Raw genomic sequence first — 13956 nt, 5'->3', positions numbered from 1 at the left:
GAGCACCACCTCCCTTGGCGTCATCAAGCCTAGTCCCGGCGGAACCAGGCGACAACGCCCGGCGCCTCAGCCCAACAGCGTCCGGAAGTCGCCCTCGCGCAGTTCCGCGTGGCCGGCGTAGGCCTTGACGATGGCCTCCTCGACGGCGGGAACGTCCAGGCCGGGCAGGAGGTCGTCCGCGGCGCCGGCCGTGACGGGATCCCAGTCGAGGCCGAGCGCCTCGTAACTCGCTGTCAGCACCTCGCGGATCGGTGCGGAGTCCTGGACCACCACCACGGAACTGAACAGCCAGGCCCCGGAGACGACGCGCTGTGCGGTGCCGACCAGCTTCACGCGGTGGGCGGGAAATTCCGGGTCCACGCCGTGCACGCTGAACTCGCCGGGGCAGTACTCCCCGGGGATTTCCCCGACGGCGGCATGGAGCCCCACGCTGCGCAGCGCACCGGCCAGCATCTGCCCGAAGTAGTCGAAGCGCGACTTCGCGCCGGCGATCGCATCGTGGTGCGGTTCCACATGGTCCACCACGAGGGTGCCCTGGTGGTATGCCGCGGCCCGTCCACCGGCCTTGCGCACGAGCGGCTCGAAGCCAAGCGTGCGGCAGGCCCGCGCGGCGGCCTCGAAGCCGGGCAGTTTCGCGTCGCGTTGCCCGAAGGCGACGGTCGGCTGCGGACGGTACAGCCGCAGGGTCGGTTCGAGTTGTCCGCGGCGGGCCCGGTTCAGCAACTCGATGCCGAAGTCGAGGTCCTCGGCCGCGCCGAGGGATGCGTCCTGCCGCATCACGGTCAGGGTCCTAGCATCGGTAATCGGGGCGGTCATCAGCTGCGCCTCAGAGTCAGGATCTGTTCGGCCCTGCCGAAGGGGCCCTGAAGGTCATGCAGCACCGTCGAAGTCAGGCCGATCCCGTCGCTGCCGAAGGAGACCTTGTTGTCCAGGCCAAGCCAGGCCCCTGCCGGTTCCCGGTACATGTGGACCTGCAGGTCCAGGTTGGGGAACAGGTAGCTGTTCTTGCCGGGCGAGACGCGCGCGGCGATCCCGTTGGCCGTGTCAACAAGTCCTATCAGGCGGGCGACGTCACGACTGTCGGCGGCGTCCGTCAAGGGCAGGTCCGTGTGAATCCACACTTTGCCTGATCCTGCACGGTGGCCTTCGGCAATGCGCATCTCCAAGGACCGGATGTAGCCACCCGGCCACACGCTGGCGCCGTCCCAGGGCTTGCATTCGTCCGGCGGCGGCATGGTTTCATCCTCGACGGCGGCCACGGCGCTGGTGTCGCTGGTGGCCATCCGCCAGGCGGAGGCCCGGATGGCGGTCCGGCCGCCGGCGGAAAGCTCGGCCTGGATCAGCTCGATGGTCCGGCCGGGTCGCAGCGTGGTGGTGGCGATCGTGAATTCCCCGCCGGGAATCAGGCCGAGGATCTCGTAACTGATCCGGGCAATCCGCATGTCCTCGCGGGGTTCGTGTCGCAGCAGGGCTTCGGCAAGGATGCCGGAGGCAGGTGCCATGTGCTGTTCGTGCGCGTTCCAGGCACCTTGGACGTGGATCGTTGAACGGTAACGCCCGCCGCCAAGGGTCTGGTAGTAGAAATTGCCTTCCGCGAGTTCAGGAAGCTCAGTGCTCACGCGTGCCCTTTCAGCGCCGCCCGTTGGGGGGATCCTCGTCGTTGGTGGAACTCAGACCACTGTATCCCCTGGCGGGGCGGCATCAGCCGCGCTGGCGGCCCGGCGCCGGCGCCGCACAATCAGGAACAGCACCGCTGCGGCGGCGAACGCGAGGAGCAGCACGCCGGTCACCGGCGAAGCTGCCGCCAGGGCCAGCCAGGCGTCGATTGCGGCAAAGCCGATCGTCGCGTACAGCAGGGCCCAGGCCGCGGAGCCGACGACGGCGGCAGGCAGGTAGCGCCGCAGGGGCATCACCGCGGCGCCCGCGGCGAAGTTGATGGCGGTTTGGACCCCGACCGTGAGGAACGAGAGGAGGACGGCGAGCGGTCCCCACCGCCGGATGAGCGCCTGCGCGCTGGCGGCCTTGGAGGTGTGGAACCGGGCGGCGAAGCGGCTCCGTTCGACGCCGGCCGCGGCTCCCCTGCCCAGCCAGTAGGTGACGTTGACCCGGAGCATCACGATGCCGAACAGGATGGCCAGGGCCACGCCGAAAGGCAGCTTCAGAATGTCGTCCATGGTCCGGCCTCCCAGCCAATCAAGCGTGTCACGTCGTGCCTGCGGATTCCGTTGACCGCCCTGTTGGCCGGGCCTACCCTGAGGTGTCAGGACAAAGGAGTCACCATGAAACGCCATGCTGCCATTCTGGCAGCCCTCGCTTTGCTTACACTGACTGCTCCCCCGGCCGGGGCCCAGCCCAACATCTACCACACCATCTATTCCAGCCACGGTTCGGCGAACGTGGACCGGACGGACGGGTGCGAGCGGGTGGAAATCTTTCTCTCCTCCAGTGTCGCAGCTTTTGCAAGCCAGCCGGGACCGGTCAACAAACAGGGCCTCACCGGGGTCTTTCTCCGGATTTCGGACGTGTGCGCTGGTCTTGCGGCAGCAGCCGCCCCCGGCGGTTCCGTGCTGTTCCAGGCGGACGGACAGAGCCTTGCCCCGTTGACCATCGATCCGCGGCTGGAAACGGCGTCTATCGACGCGGAGCTGCCCGGAACGGACGGGGACGGCAACCCGGTGACAATCCGGGTCAGCGCGTCCTGGACCGGCGTCGGACCTTTGGAACACAGCACCGTGAACAGCCACGAACTCTTCCCCGGCGTCGGGAACGTGAGCGCAACGGACAACAACCTGCGCAGGGCCGCAGTTGCGACGGTGAGCGTTGCAGCGGGACCGTATTCGGTGTCCGGGACCGATCCCAATGCCGTGCTCGAGAGGGTGAAATCGCGCTGCGTCGAGGTGGCCCGGCCCGGGGTGGAAGAATTTTTCCCTTGCTTCGGTTTCCCGGGTTAGCCGGGGAAAGCTGCTAACTTTGGCGCAGGGACAAATCCGCTGCTGCACGTCCAAGGAGGTCTTCTTCTGATCCGGGTCATCAGCTACAACCTCCGAAAGCACCGGGCAAGCAACGAACTGAACCAGCTTGCCCGTGAGTTCGAGCTCGACGCGCTGTGCCTGCAAGAGTGCGACGCCGCCGAGCTCCCCGAGGTGCTGGGACCGTTGCGCCTGGCCGATGCCACCAAGGGAAACCGCCTGGGCCTGGCCGTCTACTACCGTGCCGAGCGCTTCAGCCCGCTGGAGAGCAGGTCCTTCGCGCTGCAGAAATCCATTCACGACCGGGTCCTGGCGCCCGCCCACGAACGGCTGCTGGGCACCAAGGTGACAGACCACAGCACCGGGCACGAACTGGTGATCGCGTCATTCCACGCCGCTCCGCTGACGGCGTCGAACTCGCTGCGCCGCAAACAGATCCACGCGGCCCATTCGGAGCTGATGGCCATGGGCGACAACCTGATGACGCTGATGGTGGGCGACTTCAACTACCCCTTCTTCAAGGACAAGCTGCACGCGCACGTCAAGAATTCGGGCTACTCCGTTTCCCTGAGCGACCGCAAGACCTACCTGAGGTACAAGGTCTTCCGCGGCCACTTCGACTTCGCCACGTCCCTCGGGCTGGACATCAGCAAAGTGGAGACCCTCCCCCAGGGCAGGTCGGACCATCTGCCGATCATGGTCACGGCCGAGTACGGGCGGGAACCGGCAGTCCTGGCCGGTTAACCCGCTCCTTTGCGCCCGGAGACTGCGCAGCTATTAGCTGCCGGTCTTGCGTTCGACGGCGAAATCACCGCCGGGATACAACATCGTTTCGTGCCCGTCGTCAAAGCGCACGAAATACGGCGGCGCTCCGTTCTCGCCTTTGACCTCAAGAATCTCCCCGTGACGGTCATGTGATCCTACGGTCCTGCCCCGGATGATGATCCGGTCTCCCTGCGAAGCCTCCACGGCAACCACCTCCGTACATCAGCGTAGGAGTCTCGGGGCGCCGAGGGAATGGCATCGGCTCAGGAGTCTCGGGGAGCCCAGGGGAAGCGCCGCCTTTATCCGACGGCGGTGATTGTCAGTGGTGCGCGCTAGCTTTCCCGGTGAACCCGATTCCCGGAAGGAACCGCCTGCATGACTGAAACAGCGCATTTCGAAGCCACCCCCGCCGCGACCGCCATGCCCGCCTGGTACCCGGAGTTGCTCGCCTCGGTGTCGCGGCAGGTCCACGGCGGCCGGTCGCGGGCCATCTCCGCGGCCAACCGGGAAATGCTGCTGGCCTACTGGAACATCGGCAACGAACTGTCCCAGCGCGAATCCGCGGAAGGATGGGGCAGCAAGGTCGTCACCCGGCTCTCGGCGGATGTGCGCGCCGCGTTCCCCGAGGCAAAGGGGTTCTCCCCCCGCAACCTGCGCTACATGAAGTCCTTCGCCCAGGCGTGGCCTGACTTCCCGATCTTGCAACAGCCTGTTGCAACATTGCCGTGGGGCCACAACGTCCTCCTGATCGACAAACTGGACCAACGGGAGAGCCGCCTCTGGTACGCCGAACAGGCCCTCACGGAAGGCTGGTCGCGCAGCGTCCTGGCATTGCAGATCGACAGCAAGGCCCACAAGCGTTCGGGCAAGGCGGTCACCAACTTCAGGGAGACCCTTCCCCCGCCGGGATCGGACCTGGCGGTGCAGTCCTTCAAGGACCCGTATGTCTTCGACTTCGTGGCGATGACCGGAAAGCGGAACGAACGGGACCTGGAGCACCAGCTGATCGTGCACGTCGAAAAGTTCCTGCTGGAACTGGGCCGCGGTTTCGCGTTCGTGGGCCGCCAGGTCCGCCTCACCGTCGACGGCGACGAGTTCTATGCCGATCTGCTCTTCTACAACTTCAAGCTGCGCTCCTTCGTCGTCGTCGAGCTCAAGGCCACCGCGTTCAAGCCCGAATACCTGGGGCAGATCAACCTGTACATGTCCGCCGTCGATGACTTGCTGGGGCATCCGGACGACCAGCCGACCATCGGCCTCTTGTTGTGCAGGACGAAGAACAACGTGGTGGCCGAGTACGCGCTGCGGGGCTTCAGCAAACCGATCGGCGTAGCGGAGTGGGAGGCCGAAATCGTTGCTTCCCTCCCCGAGGAATTCGCCTCCACGCTGCCGAGCATCAGCCTGCTGGAAACCGAGCTCCGCCGCCAGGGAGCCGAATAGGGCCTGGCCACCGCCGTCAGTTGGTAGGTAGACTGGTCTACCTACCAACTGGGAGGGATCCGTAGCGATGACGGCAGCAGGTCAGGATCGGCCATCAGGCACTCAGCCCCGCAGGTGGGCGCGCGAAGCCCTGCTCCAGGCAGCCGCCCGGCGCTTCTACGCCGACGGCCTGGCCGGGACCGGCATCGACGCGATCACGGCCGAGGCCGGGGTCGCCAAGAAGAGCCTCTACAACAATTTCGCCTCGAAGGCCGAATTGGTTGGTGCCTATTTGGAGGCCCGGCACGCGGAGTGGCTGGCGCTCTACCGCGCACGGCTCGGGCGCGCCGGCAACGCCACGGAACGGGTCCTTGCCGTGTTCGATGCCTACGCCGACCATGCCGGCCTGGCTTACGACCGCGGCTTCCGCGGCTGCGGACTGCTCAATGCCGCCGCCGAACTGCCCGCAGGCGATCCCGGCCGGGAAACGGTCCGCCGCCACAAGGAAGAGGTTGAAGCCTTGCTTTCGGCGCACCTCTCGGAGCTCCATCCGGAGGCCGCCAATGCAGCCCCGCTCGCGCGGCACCTCGCGTTCCTGCTGGAAGGGGCAATGGCCCGGGCCGGACTCGAAGGCAATGACCAATGCATCCGGGATGCACGGCGGCTCGCTGCGGACCTGATCGGCGCATCGTGAGGACCCCGGGTTTCGCCGGCCCGGGATGGGGCGCCCTCGCAATCCTCCTTGCGTCCGTCCTGTGGGGCACCACCGGAACGGCTGCAAGCTTCGCCCCCGAGGTGGGTTCGCTTGCCATCGGCGCGGCCGCGATGGGTATCGGCGGCTTGCTTCAGGCAGGGATCGCCGCCCGGCCTATCGCCGCCTTCCGTTCAGCACTCACCCGAGGCCGGCCCGTCCTGGCCCTTGGCGCCGTCGCCGTCGCCGTGTACCCACTGGCCTTCTATTCCTCCATGCGGCTGGCCGGGGTGGCGATCGGGACCGTGGTTTCGCTGGGTTCCGCTCCCCTCGCATCAGCCGTCATCGAACGCATCGCGGACAAGCGGCCGTTCACCGTCCGCTGGGCGTTCGGTGCGGCTCTCGGCCTGGGCGGAGCGCTGCTCTTGTGCCTGGCCGGACCAGCCCACGCCGCACCCGGGATGGAGAGCCCGGGCTGGACGCCCGGCCTCGGCATCTGCTTGGGGTTGCTCGCGGGGCTCAGCTATGCGGCCTATTCCTGGGCCGCCCACCGCCTGATCACCACGGGAATCCCTTCGGCGGCGGCCATGGGTGCGGTCTTCGGTGCGGGAGGCATGCTCCTGATGCCTGTGCTGGCGGTGACGGGTGCTCCGCTGGTGGCTTCCTGGCAAAACCTGGCGGTTGGCGCCTACATGGCGGCGGTGCCGATGTTCATTGGCTACGTACTGTTTGGCTGGGGCCTGGCACGTGTCACGGCCAGCACCGCCACCACGCTGACGCTTTCCGAAATCGTGGTGGCCGCCATCCTGGCTGTCGTAGTAGTAGGTGAGCGGCTTGCCCCGGTGGCGTGGACGGGCGCCGCGCTCATCACCGGGAGCCTCTTCGTTCTGACGCTCCCCGCCCCAGGGCGCCGACGGGAAGAACAAGCAGGCGACGGCGGAACCCACCTCCCGGAGGCAGCGGCCCGCCGCTGAACCGCGATTCCCTCCAAACCCGGGCTCCGGCGTCAGGCGTTCCGGCCGTCCGGCATCCCGGCGTACCCTGAACCCAACCTCGGTTCGGAGACCATATGCGCCAACGCCCATCTCTCAAAACCCGAAGACTCAAGCGAAAGTGGCTGCCCGCCGCCATCCTTATAGCAGCCCTCCTGCTCGCCGTGATTACCTGGCGCAGCCTCCGGATGCCGAAGCCCCGGCCCCGCCGCGAATCGCCCGCAGCGCACGTGCAGCCTTCCCCATAATTACTAAGCAGGCTTATAATATCTACTGGGTGCAAAAAGCACCGACTGTTCAAAGAGACCATAGGAGTACCCCATGGGACTGGATGACAAGATCAGGAATGCCGCCGAAGAGGCAGCCGGCAAGGTCAAGGAAAAGGCCGGAGACGCCACGGACAACGAAGAACTCGAAGCCGAGGGCCAGGCCGACCAGATGAAAGCGAACGTGAAGCAGGCCGGGGAGAAGGTCAAGGACGCCGCGAAGGATGCGTTCGATCGGGACTAGGTTCTGCATCCCGTTGCATCGGGAACGCAGCCGACCATCCCCCATCCGAAAGGAACACCGGTCATGAATACTTTGTTGGTTATCGCGGGCATCATCGCGATCGTTCTGCTGCTTGTCGGAGGGTTCAACCAGGCCCTCAGCTTCCTCCTCTGGGTCGGCGTGATCCTGCTGGTCCTCGCCCTGCTGGGCTGGATCCTCGGCCGTTCCAGGGGCAGCCGGGTTCCGTAGCGAGGCACCCGTGCGCATGTTCCGCGGCGCCCTCGGGATCCTGGTCATTCTGTGGCTGGTCCTGGGGGTTGTCGCGGCAGCCCAGCGTGGTTACTTCCGGGAACCGCCGGAACGCTGTTCACAGGCCGCGACCATCGCGGTGGTGATAGTTACCGGCCCCCTGAACTACCTGGGCGTGAATCCCCGGATGGGGTGCGAACTGCCGCAACCCTCCCCCTGACCGGGACGACCCGCTCCCGCGACGCTGAGGATCGTTCGTGAGCAGCACTGAACCCCACCAAATGCCAGGACGGCCGCTCGGACGCTTCGTGTCCGCGGCCGTCCTGCTCTGCGCCTTGAGCCAGTCCGTGATTGCCTGCTCGGCGCCGGTGGACCAGGCCGCAGCGTCCGCGGTCAACCAGGGCGCCTCCGCGGTAGGCACCGGCGTCCTCTCGCTCGACCTCCTGGCGAAGGAACGCGCAGGAACCCCGGTCGTCGAGACTGGCCTGGAGGACATGGCCGAAGAACTAGACACGGTCCGGAAAGAATTCCTCGACAACGTGCCCGCCACCACCGATGAACGGGCTTTGCACCGCGAAGTGGACGCAGCACTGGAGCGCGCGCAGGGCGCACTCAGCCTTGCCCGCCAGACGTTGGCGTCGAAGGACACGTCCGCCGGCCCCGACAACCCGCCTTCCCTGGCCAATGCCCGCGCGGCGTTGGCCGCCTCCGCAAAAGAGCTTGAAACGCTCCGGCAACGCCTCGGGACGGGCCGGTGAAACGGCTCCTGGGCGTCGCCCTCGGGATCCTGACGGCGATCGGCGGGTTCGTCGATATCGGCGATCTGGTGACCAACGCCGTCGTCGGCTCCCGTTTTGGCCTGTCGCTCATCTGGGTGGTGGGCGTTGGCGTGGTGGGCATCTGCCTATTCGCGAACATGTCCGGCAGGGTGGCGGCCGTATCGGGGAGGGCAACCTTCGAGGTTATCCGCGAGCGGCTCGGGCCACGCGCCGGGCTGGCCAACCTCGGCGCTTCCTTTTTCATCAACCTGATGACTGTCACGGCCGAAATCGGCGGCATCGCCCTGGCGCTGCAACTGGTCACGAGCATCCACCACCTGCTTTGGATTCCCGTGGGGGCCTTCGCGGTGTGGCTGGTGATCTGGCGGGTGCGCTTCAAGATCATGGAGAACGTTGCCGGCCTGCTGGGACTCTGCTTGGTGGTGTTCGGCGTGGCGCTGTTCCTGCTGCAGCCGGACTGGGGCCAGCTTGCCGGACAAGCCATGGCCCCCGCCGTCCCCCAGACCGAGAGCGCTGCGGTGTACTGGTTCTACGCGATCGCCTTGTTCGGCGCAGCCATGACGCCGTACGAAGTGTTCTTCTTCTCCTCCGGCGCCGTCGAGGAAGGGTGGAAGGTCAAGGACCTGGTCCAGTCGCGCATCAATGTGCTGGCCGGGTTCCCCCTTGGCGGCCTCCTCTCCGTGGCCATCGCCGGGTGCGCCGCCGTCGTCCTGCTGCCGGCGGGCATCGAGGTGACGTCGTTGTCGCAGATCGTCCTGCCGGTGGCTGAGGCAGGCGGAAAACTCGCCCTGGCTCTCGCGCTGATCGGCATCCTGGCCGCGACCTTCGGCGCCGCCCTCGAAACCACCCTGTCCAGCGGCTACACGCTGGCCCAGTTCTTCGGCTGGTCGTGGGGGAAGTTCCGCCGTCCCGTACGTGCAGCCCGCTTCCACCTGTCGATGATCATCTGCCTGGTGGTGGCGATAGGGGTGCTGGCCACGGGCGCGGACCCAATTCTCATCACCGAGTATTCGGTGGTCTTCTCGGCCGTGGCCCTGCCCCTCACCTATCTACCGATCCTCATCGTTGCCAACGACCCGCAATACATGGGCAAACACGTCAACAGCCGCGCCGTCAACCTGGCTGCCAACGTCTACCTGGTGATCATCCTTGTAGCTTCCCTGGCCGCGATTCCCCTCCTGATCATTACCGGAGCCGGCGCATGAACAGACCGCGGAATACGCCCACTTCATTGAAGTCTCCGCCCTCAGTTGGCGGCCCGGTGCTCGACGCCCAGCTCCATCTGCTGGACCGGCAGGTGATCGACGTCGACGGACTTCCCGTCACCACCGTCGACGACATCGAACTGGAGGGCGTCGAGGCGGATCTCCCGATTTCCCTCGGCGCCAGGGCGCCGGTGATCTCGGCCCTCCTGACGGGACCGGTCCTTGGCACGCGGATTTTCGGCGGGCGGCCGCCGTCGAGCCGTCTCATCCGCCTGCCGTGGCACGACGTGTCCGCGGTCGATGTCACCGTCCGGCTGGGCGTGCGCAGTGAAAGCCTTTCCGCGAGTTGGGTGGAGCGCTGGGTCCGGGACAAGATCATCCGGCGGATACCTGGGGGGAAGCATGATCCTGACTGACGTCCTCGGCTCACGTGTGCTGAACTCCGAGGGGGATCTCCTGGGCCGCGTGGCGGACGCCCGCTTCGTACTGGACCAACCGCCCGGACAGTTGCTGGCCGGGGCGCGCCTCCAAGGGCTGATCGTCAGCCCGCATTCCGCCGGGTCATTCATGGGCTATGAGCGCAACGATGTCACCCGGCCGTGGCCGATCGCCCAGATACTGAAGTGGTGGCACCGGGGATCATTCCTTGTCCTGTGGGAGGACATCGAAATCATGGGGCCGGAGACGGTCAGGCTGCGTGAAGGGTTCACCGCCTACCATCCCGGCCTGCAGGGTGCAGGACCGGGACAGGCGCCGCAGCGCTGACCATCCTACCCGTACTCCTTACTCGTACCTTCGCCCGGGTTATTCGTCTGGAGCCCGGGGCGCGAGGTCGGGGTCCTCCCCCACCGGCTCGTTGCCGGGATTGCTTTCCCGCGCGCTTTCTTCCCTGTCCTCCGGGTACTCGGCAGCGGTGTAGTCGTTTTCATCCCGCGCGGCATCTCCGTCTTCGGCTGCGACCGCCCCGCCGTCACCGTAGTTGCCTTCGGTGTAGCGGCCCCGCTCCTCGTCCTCCGGCGGGATATCCCGCCGGTCTCCGGTGGTTGCTTCCTCAGACATGGCTTCTACGCCCGACGATCAGGCCGTAGATCAATAGGACGATCACGGAGCCGCCGATCGCGAGCAGCCAGGTCTGCAGTGAGAAGAACTCCTGCAGCCCGGAGTTGAAGATGAGCCCGCCGATCCAGCCACCCAGTATTGCCCCGAGCACGCCCAGGATCAAGGTGATGAACCAGCCGCCGCCCTGCCTTCCGGGAATGAGCAGTTTGGCGATCGCGCCGGCGATCAGGCCGAGCAGGAGGAATCCGAAGAATCCCATGATGTTCTCGCTTCCTTTGGGGTTTGCCGGGCGGATTGTGACCGTCCGACGGCGGCCCGCGGCTTTCGCGGGCCGGGACTGTTCCGCTAGCCCTGGCTGGTGGCTCAGGGGCGTACGGCTAATGGTTGCGAATTGCGTCGATGAGTTGGGCTTTGGTCTTGGAGGAGTAGCCCTTCAGGCCCAGTTCCTTGGCCCGGGCCTTCAGCTCCGGGACAGTGCGGTCCTCATAGTCGGTGGCGTTGCCGCCGCGGCTGCCTACCTTTTTCCGGCCTTCTTTGGCGGCGGCGTTCGAGATGCGGGCTGCCTTCTCCTTTGAGGCGCCCTCGTCGCGCAGCTCCTCGTAGAGCTCTGGGTCTTTCAGGCTCGGGGTCTTTTTCCCTGGCATGGTTCAGTTCCTTCCGTCAGCTACTTGGCTTACTCAGGCCTGTCCCGGAGACATTGGTCTCGTGCTTCAGTCTAGGCCGCAGACACTCACGGCATAACCCCCGCCCCGCCTTGCACCTCACCCGCCGGGTGGCGGACCTAGATCACGACCTGCACAGTGAAGCCGTCCTCCGCTTCGTGACGCGCCCGGGCAGCCGTCACGACGGCGGCCGGGATGCCTTCGAAGGTGCGCGAATGGACCAGCATTTCCGGCATCTCGTCCACGGTCACGGCGATTTTCCCGTCGGAGGCTTCCTTGATGCGTGCTGTGAGGTTCATCTGGGGGTCTTTCCGGAGACTGTGGCGGGACGCGGGCCGGCGGAGCGAATAGAACGGAGTGGAACGGCGTCGGGCGCCTTTGGGACGGTCGCACTGGATGATTCCCGATTCCTCGAGAAGAGCCAAGTGCACAAGGAGGGTCTCCCGGCAGACGTCGACCTCGGTGAGGATATGCGAGAGCCTGCTGGCCCCGTGGCGGGCAAGATAGCTGATGATCTGGGCGTGCAGCCGGGTGTGCCTGGTCTTCGCTGCGGGGACCGGGCGGGCGGTTTGTGGTTCCGGCTCCTGGATGGTTGCTTGGGTCACGGTTTCCTACTCCTTGGTTTCTGCCGCAAACAGCACGTCATTGTGCCTGTTCGCGGTTTCGGGCATGGCGAATTGCCCCCGGGACTGTGCGTTTCAGTTCCGGGAAATTCAGGCGGTGCGGGTGGCGCTGGCACGAAGCGTGCTAAAGGTCCTGAGTGTCCTTACCGGTAACGGTCTCGACGGCGATTTCGACTCCCTGCAGGTGCAGCATCATGGCCAGAGTTGCCTCGTCCGCGGAACCGCGCTCAATCGCTTCGAAAATGGCGTGGTGCTCGGCCCCTGATTCCTTCCTGCGGTCAAGGACCTGGTTCAGGGTGTTGGACTGCTTGGACATCGCGTCTTCGATGTCTGCCTGCATGGTGGCGAACACGCCGTTCCCGCTGGCCCTGGCGATCCGGGCATGGAACTCCGAATTCAGCACCACCCATTGGGAGAGCTCCTCCTCGGCGTCCATGGCGTCCAGGATCTCCCGGAGGCCTTCGAGGTCCTCGGAACTCCGGCGCTGCGCGGCCAGGCCGGCAGCCGGAATCTCAATGTGCGGCCTCGCCTCCATCAACTGACGCGCCGAATACCTGCCGAGCCGAAGGTCCTGCTCCGCTTGGTCGGCGACCACGAACGTTCCCTTGCCGGTCTGAGTCGCCGTCAGGCCAAGCGACGCCAATGACCGGAGAGCCTCCCGGACCATCGTCCGGGACACCCCGAACCGCTGCGCCAGCATGGCCTCGGATTCAAGCTTCGTTCCCACCGGGAGCTTCCCGCTCTCGATGGCCGAACGCAGGGCCGCAAGGACCCCTTCTGCGGCTCCCACCCGCACCAGCGGCCCCTGATCGGCTGTCCAGCTGTCCAACAGGTTGCTCATGTCTCGAGCCTGACATGATGCACATTGCCGGGTCAAGAATGTGCGCGAGAATGTCACCGCTTGGTTTCTTTAAGACCACCGGCTGTTTTCCGGGCTCTGGGGAAGCACACCACCGGACAGGGCCGCATGGCCACGACTGCCGGAACGCAATGTGGCCGGCTGCCAAGGGCAGCCAGCCACACCGATTTAGTTATCGTCAAGCATTCGCCAGCACTTCGGCTGACTCAAGTGAGGAGCTTAGAACTCCCAGTCCTCGTCCTCGGTGTTCACGGCCTTGCCGATCACGTAGGAGGAGCCGGAACCGGAGAAGAAGTCGTGGTTCTCGTCCGCGTTCGGGGACAGCGCCGAGAGGATGGCCGGGTTCACGTCGGTGACGGAGGCCGGGAACATGGCCTCGTAGCCGAGGTTCATGAGGGCCTTGTTGGCGTTGTAGTGCAGGAACTTCTTGACGTCCTCGGCCAGGCCGACGCCGTCGTAGAGGTCGTGCGTGTACTGGACTTCGTTTTCGTATAGCTCGAAGAGCAGTTCGAAGGTGTAGTCCTTGATTTCCTGGCGCTTCTCCTCGGAGACCTTCTCCAGGCCCTTCTGGAACTTGTAGCCGATGTAGTAGCCGTGAACGGCCTCGTCGCGGATGATGAGGCGGATCAGGTCGGCGGTGTTCGTGAGCTTGGCGCGCGAGGACCAGTACATGGGCAGGTAGAAGCCCGAGTAGAACAGGAAGCTCTCCAGCAGGGTGGAGGCCACCTTGCGCTTCAGGGGGTCGTCGCCCTGGTAGTAGTCCATGACGATCTGCGCCTTCTTCTGCAGGTTCTCGTTCTCGAGGGACCAGCGGAAGGCGTCGTCGATCTCCTTGGTGGAGCACAGGGTGGAGAAGATCGAGGAGTAGCTCTTGGCGTGCACCGATTCCATGAAGGCGATGTTCGTGTACACGGCCTCCTCGTGCGGGGTGAGCGCGTCCGGGATGAGCGACACGGCGCCAACGGTGCCCTGGATGGTGTCCAGCAGCGTCAGGCCCGTGAACACGCGCATGGTGAGCTGCTGCTCCTCCGGGGTGAGCGTGTGCCAGGACTGGACGTCATTGGACAGCGGCACCTTCTCAGGCAGCCAGAAGTTGTTGACCAGGCGGTTCCACACCTCCACGTCCTTGTCATCCTGGATGCGGTTCCAGTTGATCGCTTCGACGTGGCTGAGCAGCTTGACCTTTTCGGTCATT

Annotated in this window: 22 protein-coding genes; 12 read left to right on the top strand and 10 right to left on the bottom strand. The window is 65.7% G+C overall.

Going from position 1 to position 13956, the window contains the following annotated elements:
- Window positions 1-66: 66 nt before the first annotated feature.
- From BLP88_RS16070 to BLP88_RS16060, 3 genes are read right to left on the bottom strand one after another with little or no spacing between them, the layout of a single operon-like run.
- Complete coding sequence (locus BLP88_RS16070) at window positions 67-816, bottom strand: lipoate--protein ligase family protein (RefSeq protein WP_074590836.1); 750 nt, start codon at window positions 814-816, stop codon at window positions 67-69.
- Entirely contained in the window at window positions 816-1619 is an 804-nt protein-coding gene (locus BLP88_RS16065) for a thioesterase family protein (RefSeq protein WP_074590835.1), read from the bottom strand. The genes BLP88_RS16070 and BLP88_RS16065 overlap by 1 nt, the downstream gene beginning before the upstream one ends.
- 51 nt (window positions 1620-1670) lie before the next feature.
- Entirely contained in the window at window positions 1671-2174 is a 504-nt protein-coding gene (locus tag BLP88_RS16060; RefSeq protein WP_074590833.1) for a DedA family protein, read from the bottom strand.
- Between the two features lie 105 nt (window positions 2175-2279).
- Here BLP88_RS16060 and BLP88_RS16055 point away from each other — a divergent pair, with 105 nt between their 5' ends.
- Window positions 2280-2951 (top strand): hypothetical protein, encoded by a 672-nt coding sequence (locus BLP88_RS16055; RefSeq protein ID WP_074590831.1) that lies wholly within the window; start codon window positions 2280-2282, stop codon window positions 2949-2951.
- Window positions 2952-3020: 69 nt separating this feature from the next.
- Window positions 3021-3713 (top strand): endonuclease/exonuclease/phosphatase family protein, encoded by a 693-nt coding sequence (locus tag BLP88_RS16050; RefSeq protein WP_074590829.1) that lies wholly within the window; start codon window positions 3021-3023, stop codon window positions 3711-3713.
- A 33-nt stretch (window positions 3714-3746) separates the two neighbouring features.
- Here BLP88_RS16050 and BLP88_RS16045 read toward each other — a convergent pair whose 3' ends face one another.
- A complete protein-coding gene (locus BLP88_RS16045; protein WP_074590918.1) occupies window positions 3747-3938 on the bottom strand; it encodes a DUF1918 domain-containing protein in 192 nt (63 codons plus the stop codon).
- 171 nt (window positions 3939-4109) lie between these two features.
- Here BLP88_RS16045 and BLP88_RS16040 point away from each other — a divergent pair, with 171 nt between their 5' ends.
- The 10 genes from BLP88_RS16040 to BLP88_RS16000 all read left to right on the top strand — a co-directional run bounded on the left by BLP88_RS16040 (window position 4110) and on the right by BLP88_RS16000 (window position 10323).
- Window positions 4110-5174 carry a PDDEXK nuclease domain-containing protein gene (locus BLP88_RS16040; RefSeq protein WP_084111300.1) on the top strand — a complete coding sequence of 355 codons (1065 nt, stop codon included), beginning with the start codon at window positions 4110-4112 and terminating at the stop codon, window positions 5172-5174.
- A gap of 67 nt (window positions 5175-5241) precedes the next feature.
- Entirely contained in the window at window positions 5242-5847 is a 606-nt protein-coding gene (locus tag BLP88_RS16035; RefSeq protein WP_074590827.1) for a TetR/AcrR family transcriptional regulator, read from the top strand.
- Window positions 5844-6818: a DMT family transporter gene (locus BLP88_RS16030; protein WP_245679896.1), complete on the top strand. Its 975-nt coding sequence runs from the start codon at window positions 5844-5846 to the stop codon at window positions 6816-6818. The genes BLP88_RS16035 and BLP88_RS16030 overlap by 4 nt, the downstream gene beginning before the upstream one ends.
- Window positions 6819-7157: 339 nt before the next feature.
- Window positions 7158-7346: a CsbD family protein gene (locus BLP88_RS16025; protein WP_074590825.1), complete on the top strand. Its 189-nt coding sequence runs from the start codon at window positions 7158-7160 to the stop codon at window positions 7344-7346.
- Window positions 7347-7409: 63 nt separating this feature from the next.
- On the top strand, window positions 7410-7574 hold the full coding sequence (locus BLP88_RS18820) for a DUF4175 domain-containing protein (protein WP_139163425.1): 165 nt from the start codon (window positions 7410-7412) through the stop codon (window positions 7572-7574).
- Between the two features lie 16 nt (window positions 7575-7590).
- The gene (locus tag BLP88_RS16020; RefSeq protein ID WP_074590824.1) at window positions 7591-7794 is read left to right on the top strand and encodes a hypothetical protein; all 204 of its coding nucleotides are present in this window, start codon (window positions 7591-7593) and stop codon (window positions 7792-7794) included.
- Window positions 7795-7831: 37 nt separating this feature from the next.
- Window positions 7832-8332, top strand: coding sequence for a hypothetical protein (locus BLP88_RS16015; protein ID WP_139163424.1), 501 nt, complete (start codon window positions 7832-7834; stop codon window positions 8330-8332).
- Window positions 8329-9558 (top strand): NRAMP family divalent metal transporter, encoded by a 1230-nt coding sequence (locus BLP88_RS16010; protein WP_074590820.1) that lies wholly within the window; start codon window positions 8329-8331, stop codon window positions 9556-9558. The genes BLP88_RS16015 and BLP88_RS16010 overlap by 4 nt, the downstream gene beginning before the upstream one ends.
- Before the next feature lie 26 nt (window positions 9559-9584).
- The gene (locus tag BLP88_RS16005) at window positions 9585-9974 is read left to right on the top strand and encodes a hypothetical protein (protein ID WP_245679895.1); all 390 of its coding nucleotides are present in this window, start codon (window positions 9585-9587) and stop codon (window positions 9972-9974) included.
- Window positions 9961-10323: a PRC-barrel domain-containing protein gene (locus tag BLP88_RS16000; RefSeq protein WP_074590816.1), complete on the top strand. Its 363-nt coding sequence runs from the start codon at window positions 9961-9963 to the stop codon at window positions 10321-10323. The genes BLP88_RS16005 and BLP88_RS16000 overlap by 14 nt, the downstream gene beginning before the upstream one ends.
- Before the next feature lie 39 nt (window positions 10324-10362).
- On the opposite strand, the gene BLP88_RS15995 is transcribed toward BLP88_RS16000, so the two are convergent.
- From BLP88_RS15995 to nrdF, 6 genes are all read right to left on the bottom strand, one after another.
- Window positions 10363-10617 (bottom strand): hypothetical protein, encoded by a 255-nt coding sequence (locus BLP88_RS15995; protein WP_074590815.1) that lies wholly within the window; start codon window positions 10615-10617, stop codon window positions 10363-10365.
- Window positions 10610-10876, bottom strand: a complete 267-nt coding sequence (locus BLP88_RS15990) for a GlsB/YeaQ/YmgE family stress response membrane protein (RefSeq protein WP_074590813.1) — start codon at window positions 10874-10876, stop codon at window positions 10610-10612. The genes BLP88_RS15995 and BLP88_RS15990 overlap by 8 nt, the downstream gene beginning before the upstream one ends.
- Window positions 10877-10994: 118 nt before the next feature.
- On the bottom strand, window positions 10995-11261 hold the full coding sequence (locus tag BLP88_RS15985) for a DUF7218 family protein (protein ID WP_074590811.1): 267 nt from the start codon (window positions 11259-11261) through the stop codon (window positions 10995-10997).
- A gap of 137 nt (window positions 11262-11398) precedes the next feature.
- On the bottom strand, window positions 11399-11884 hold the full coding sequence (locus BLP88_RS15980; RefSeq protein WP_074590810.1) for a hypothetical protein: 486 nt from the start codon (window positions 11882-11884) through the stop codon (window positions 11399-11401).
- Between the two features lie 142 nt (window positions 11885-12026).
- A complete protein-coding gene (locus tag BLP88_RS15975) occupies window positions 12027-12743 on the bottom strand; it encodes a FadR/GntR family transcriptional regulator (RefSeq protein WP_074590808.1) in 717 nt (238 codons plus the stop codon).
- 237 nt (window positions 12744-12980) lie between these two features.
- Entirely contained in the window at window positions 12981-13955 is a 975-nt protein-coding gene (gene nrdF / locus BLP88_RS15970; protein WP_074590806.1) for a class 1b ribonucleoside-diphosphate reductase subunit beta, read from the bottom strand.
- Between the last annotated feature and the right edge of the window lies 1 nt (window position 13956).

This window comes from Arthrobacter cupressi, assembly GCF_900099975.1.
GTDB lineage: Bacteria > Actinomycetota > Actinomycetes > Actinomycetales > Micrococcaceae > Arthrobacter > Arthrobacter cupressi.
This window is presented reverse-complemented; position numbering and strand designations above follow the sequence as displayed.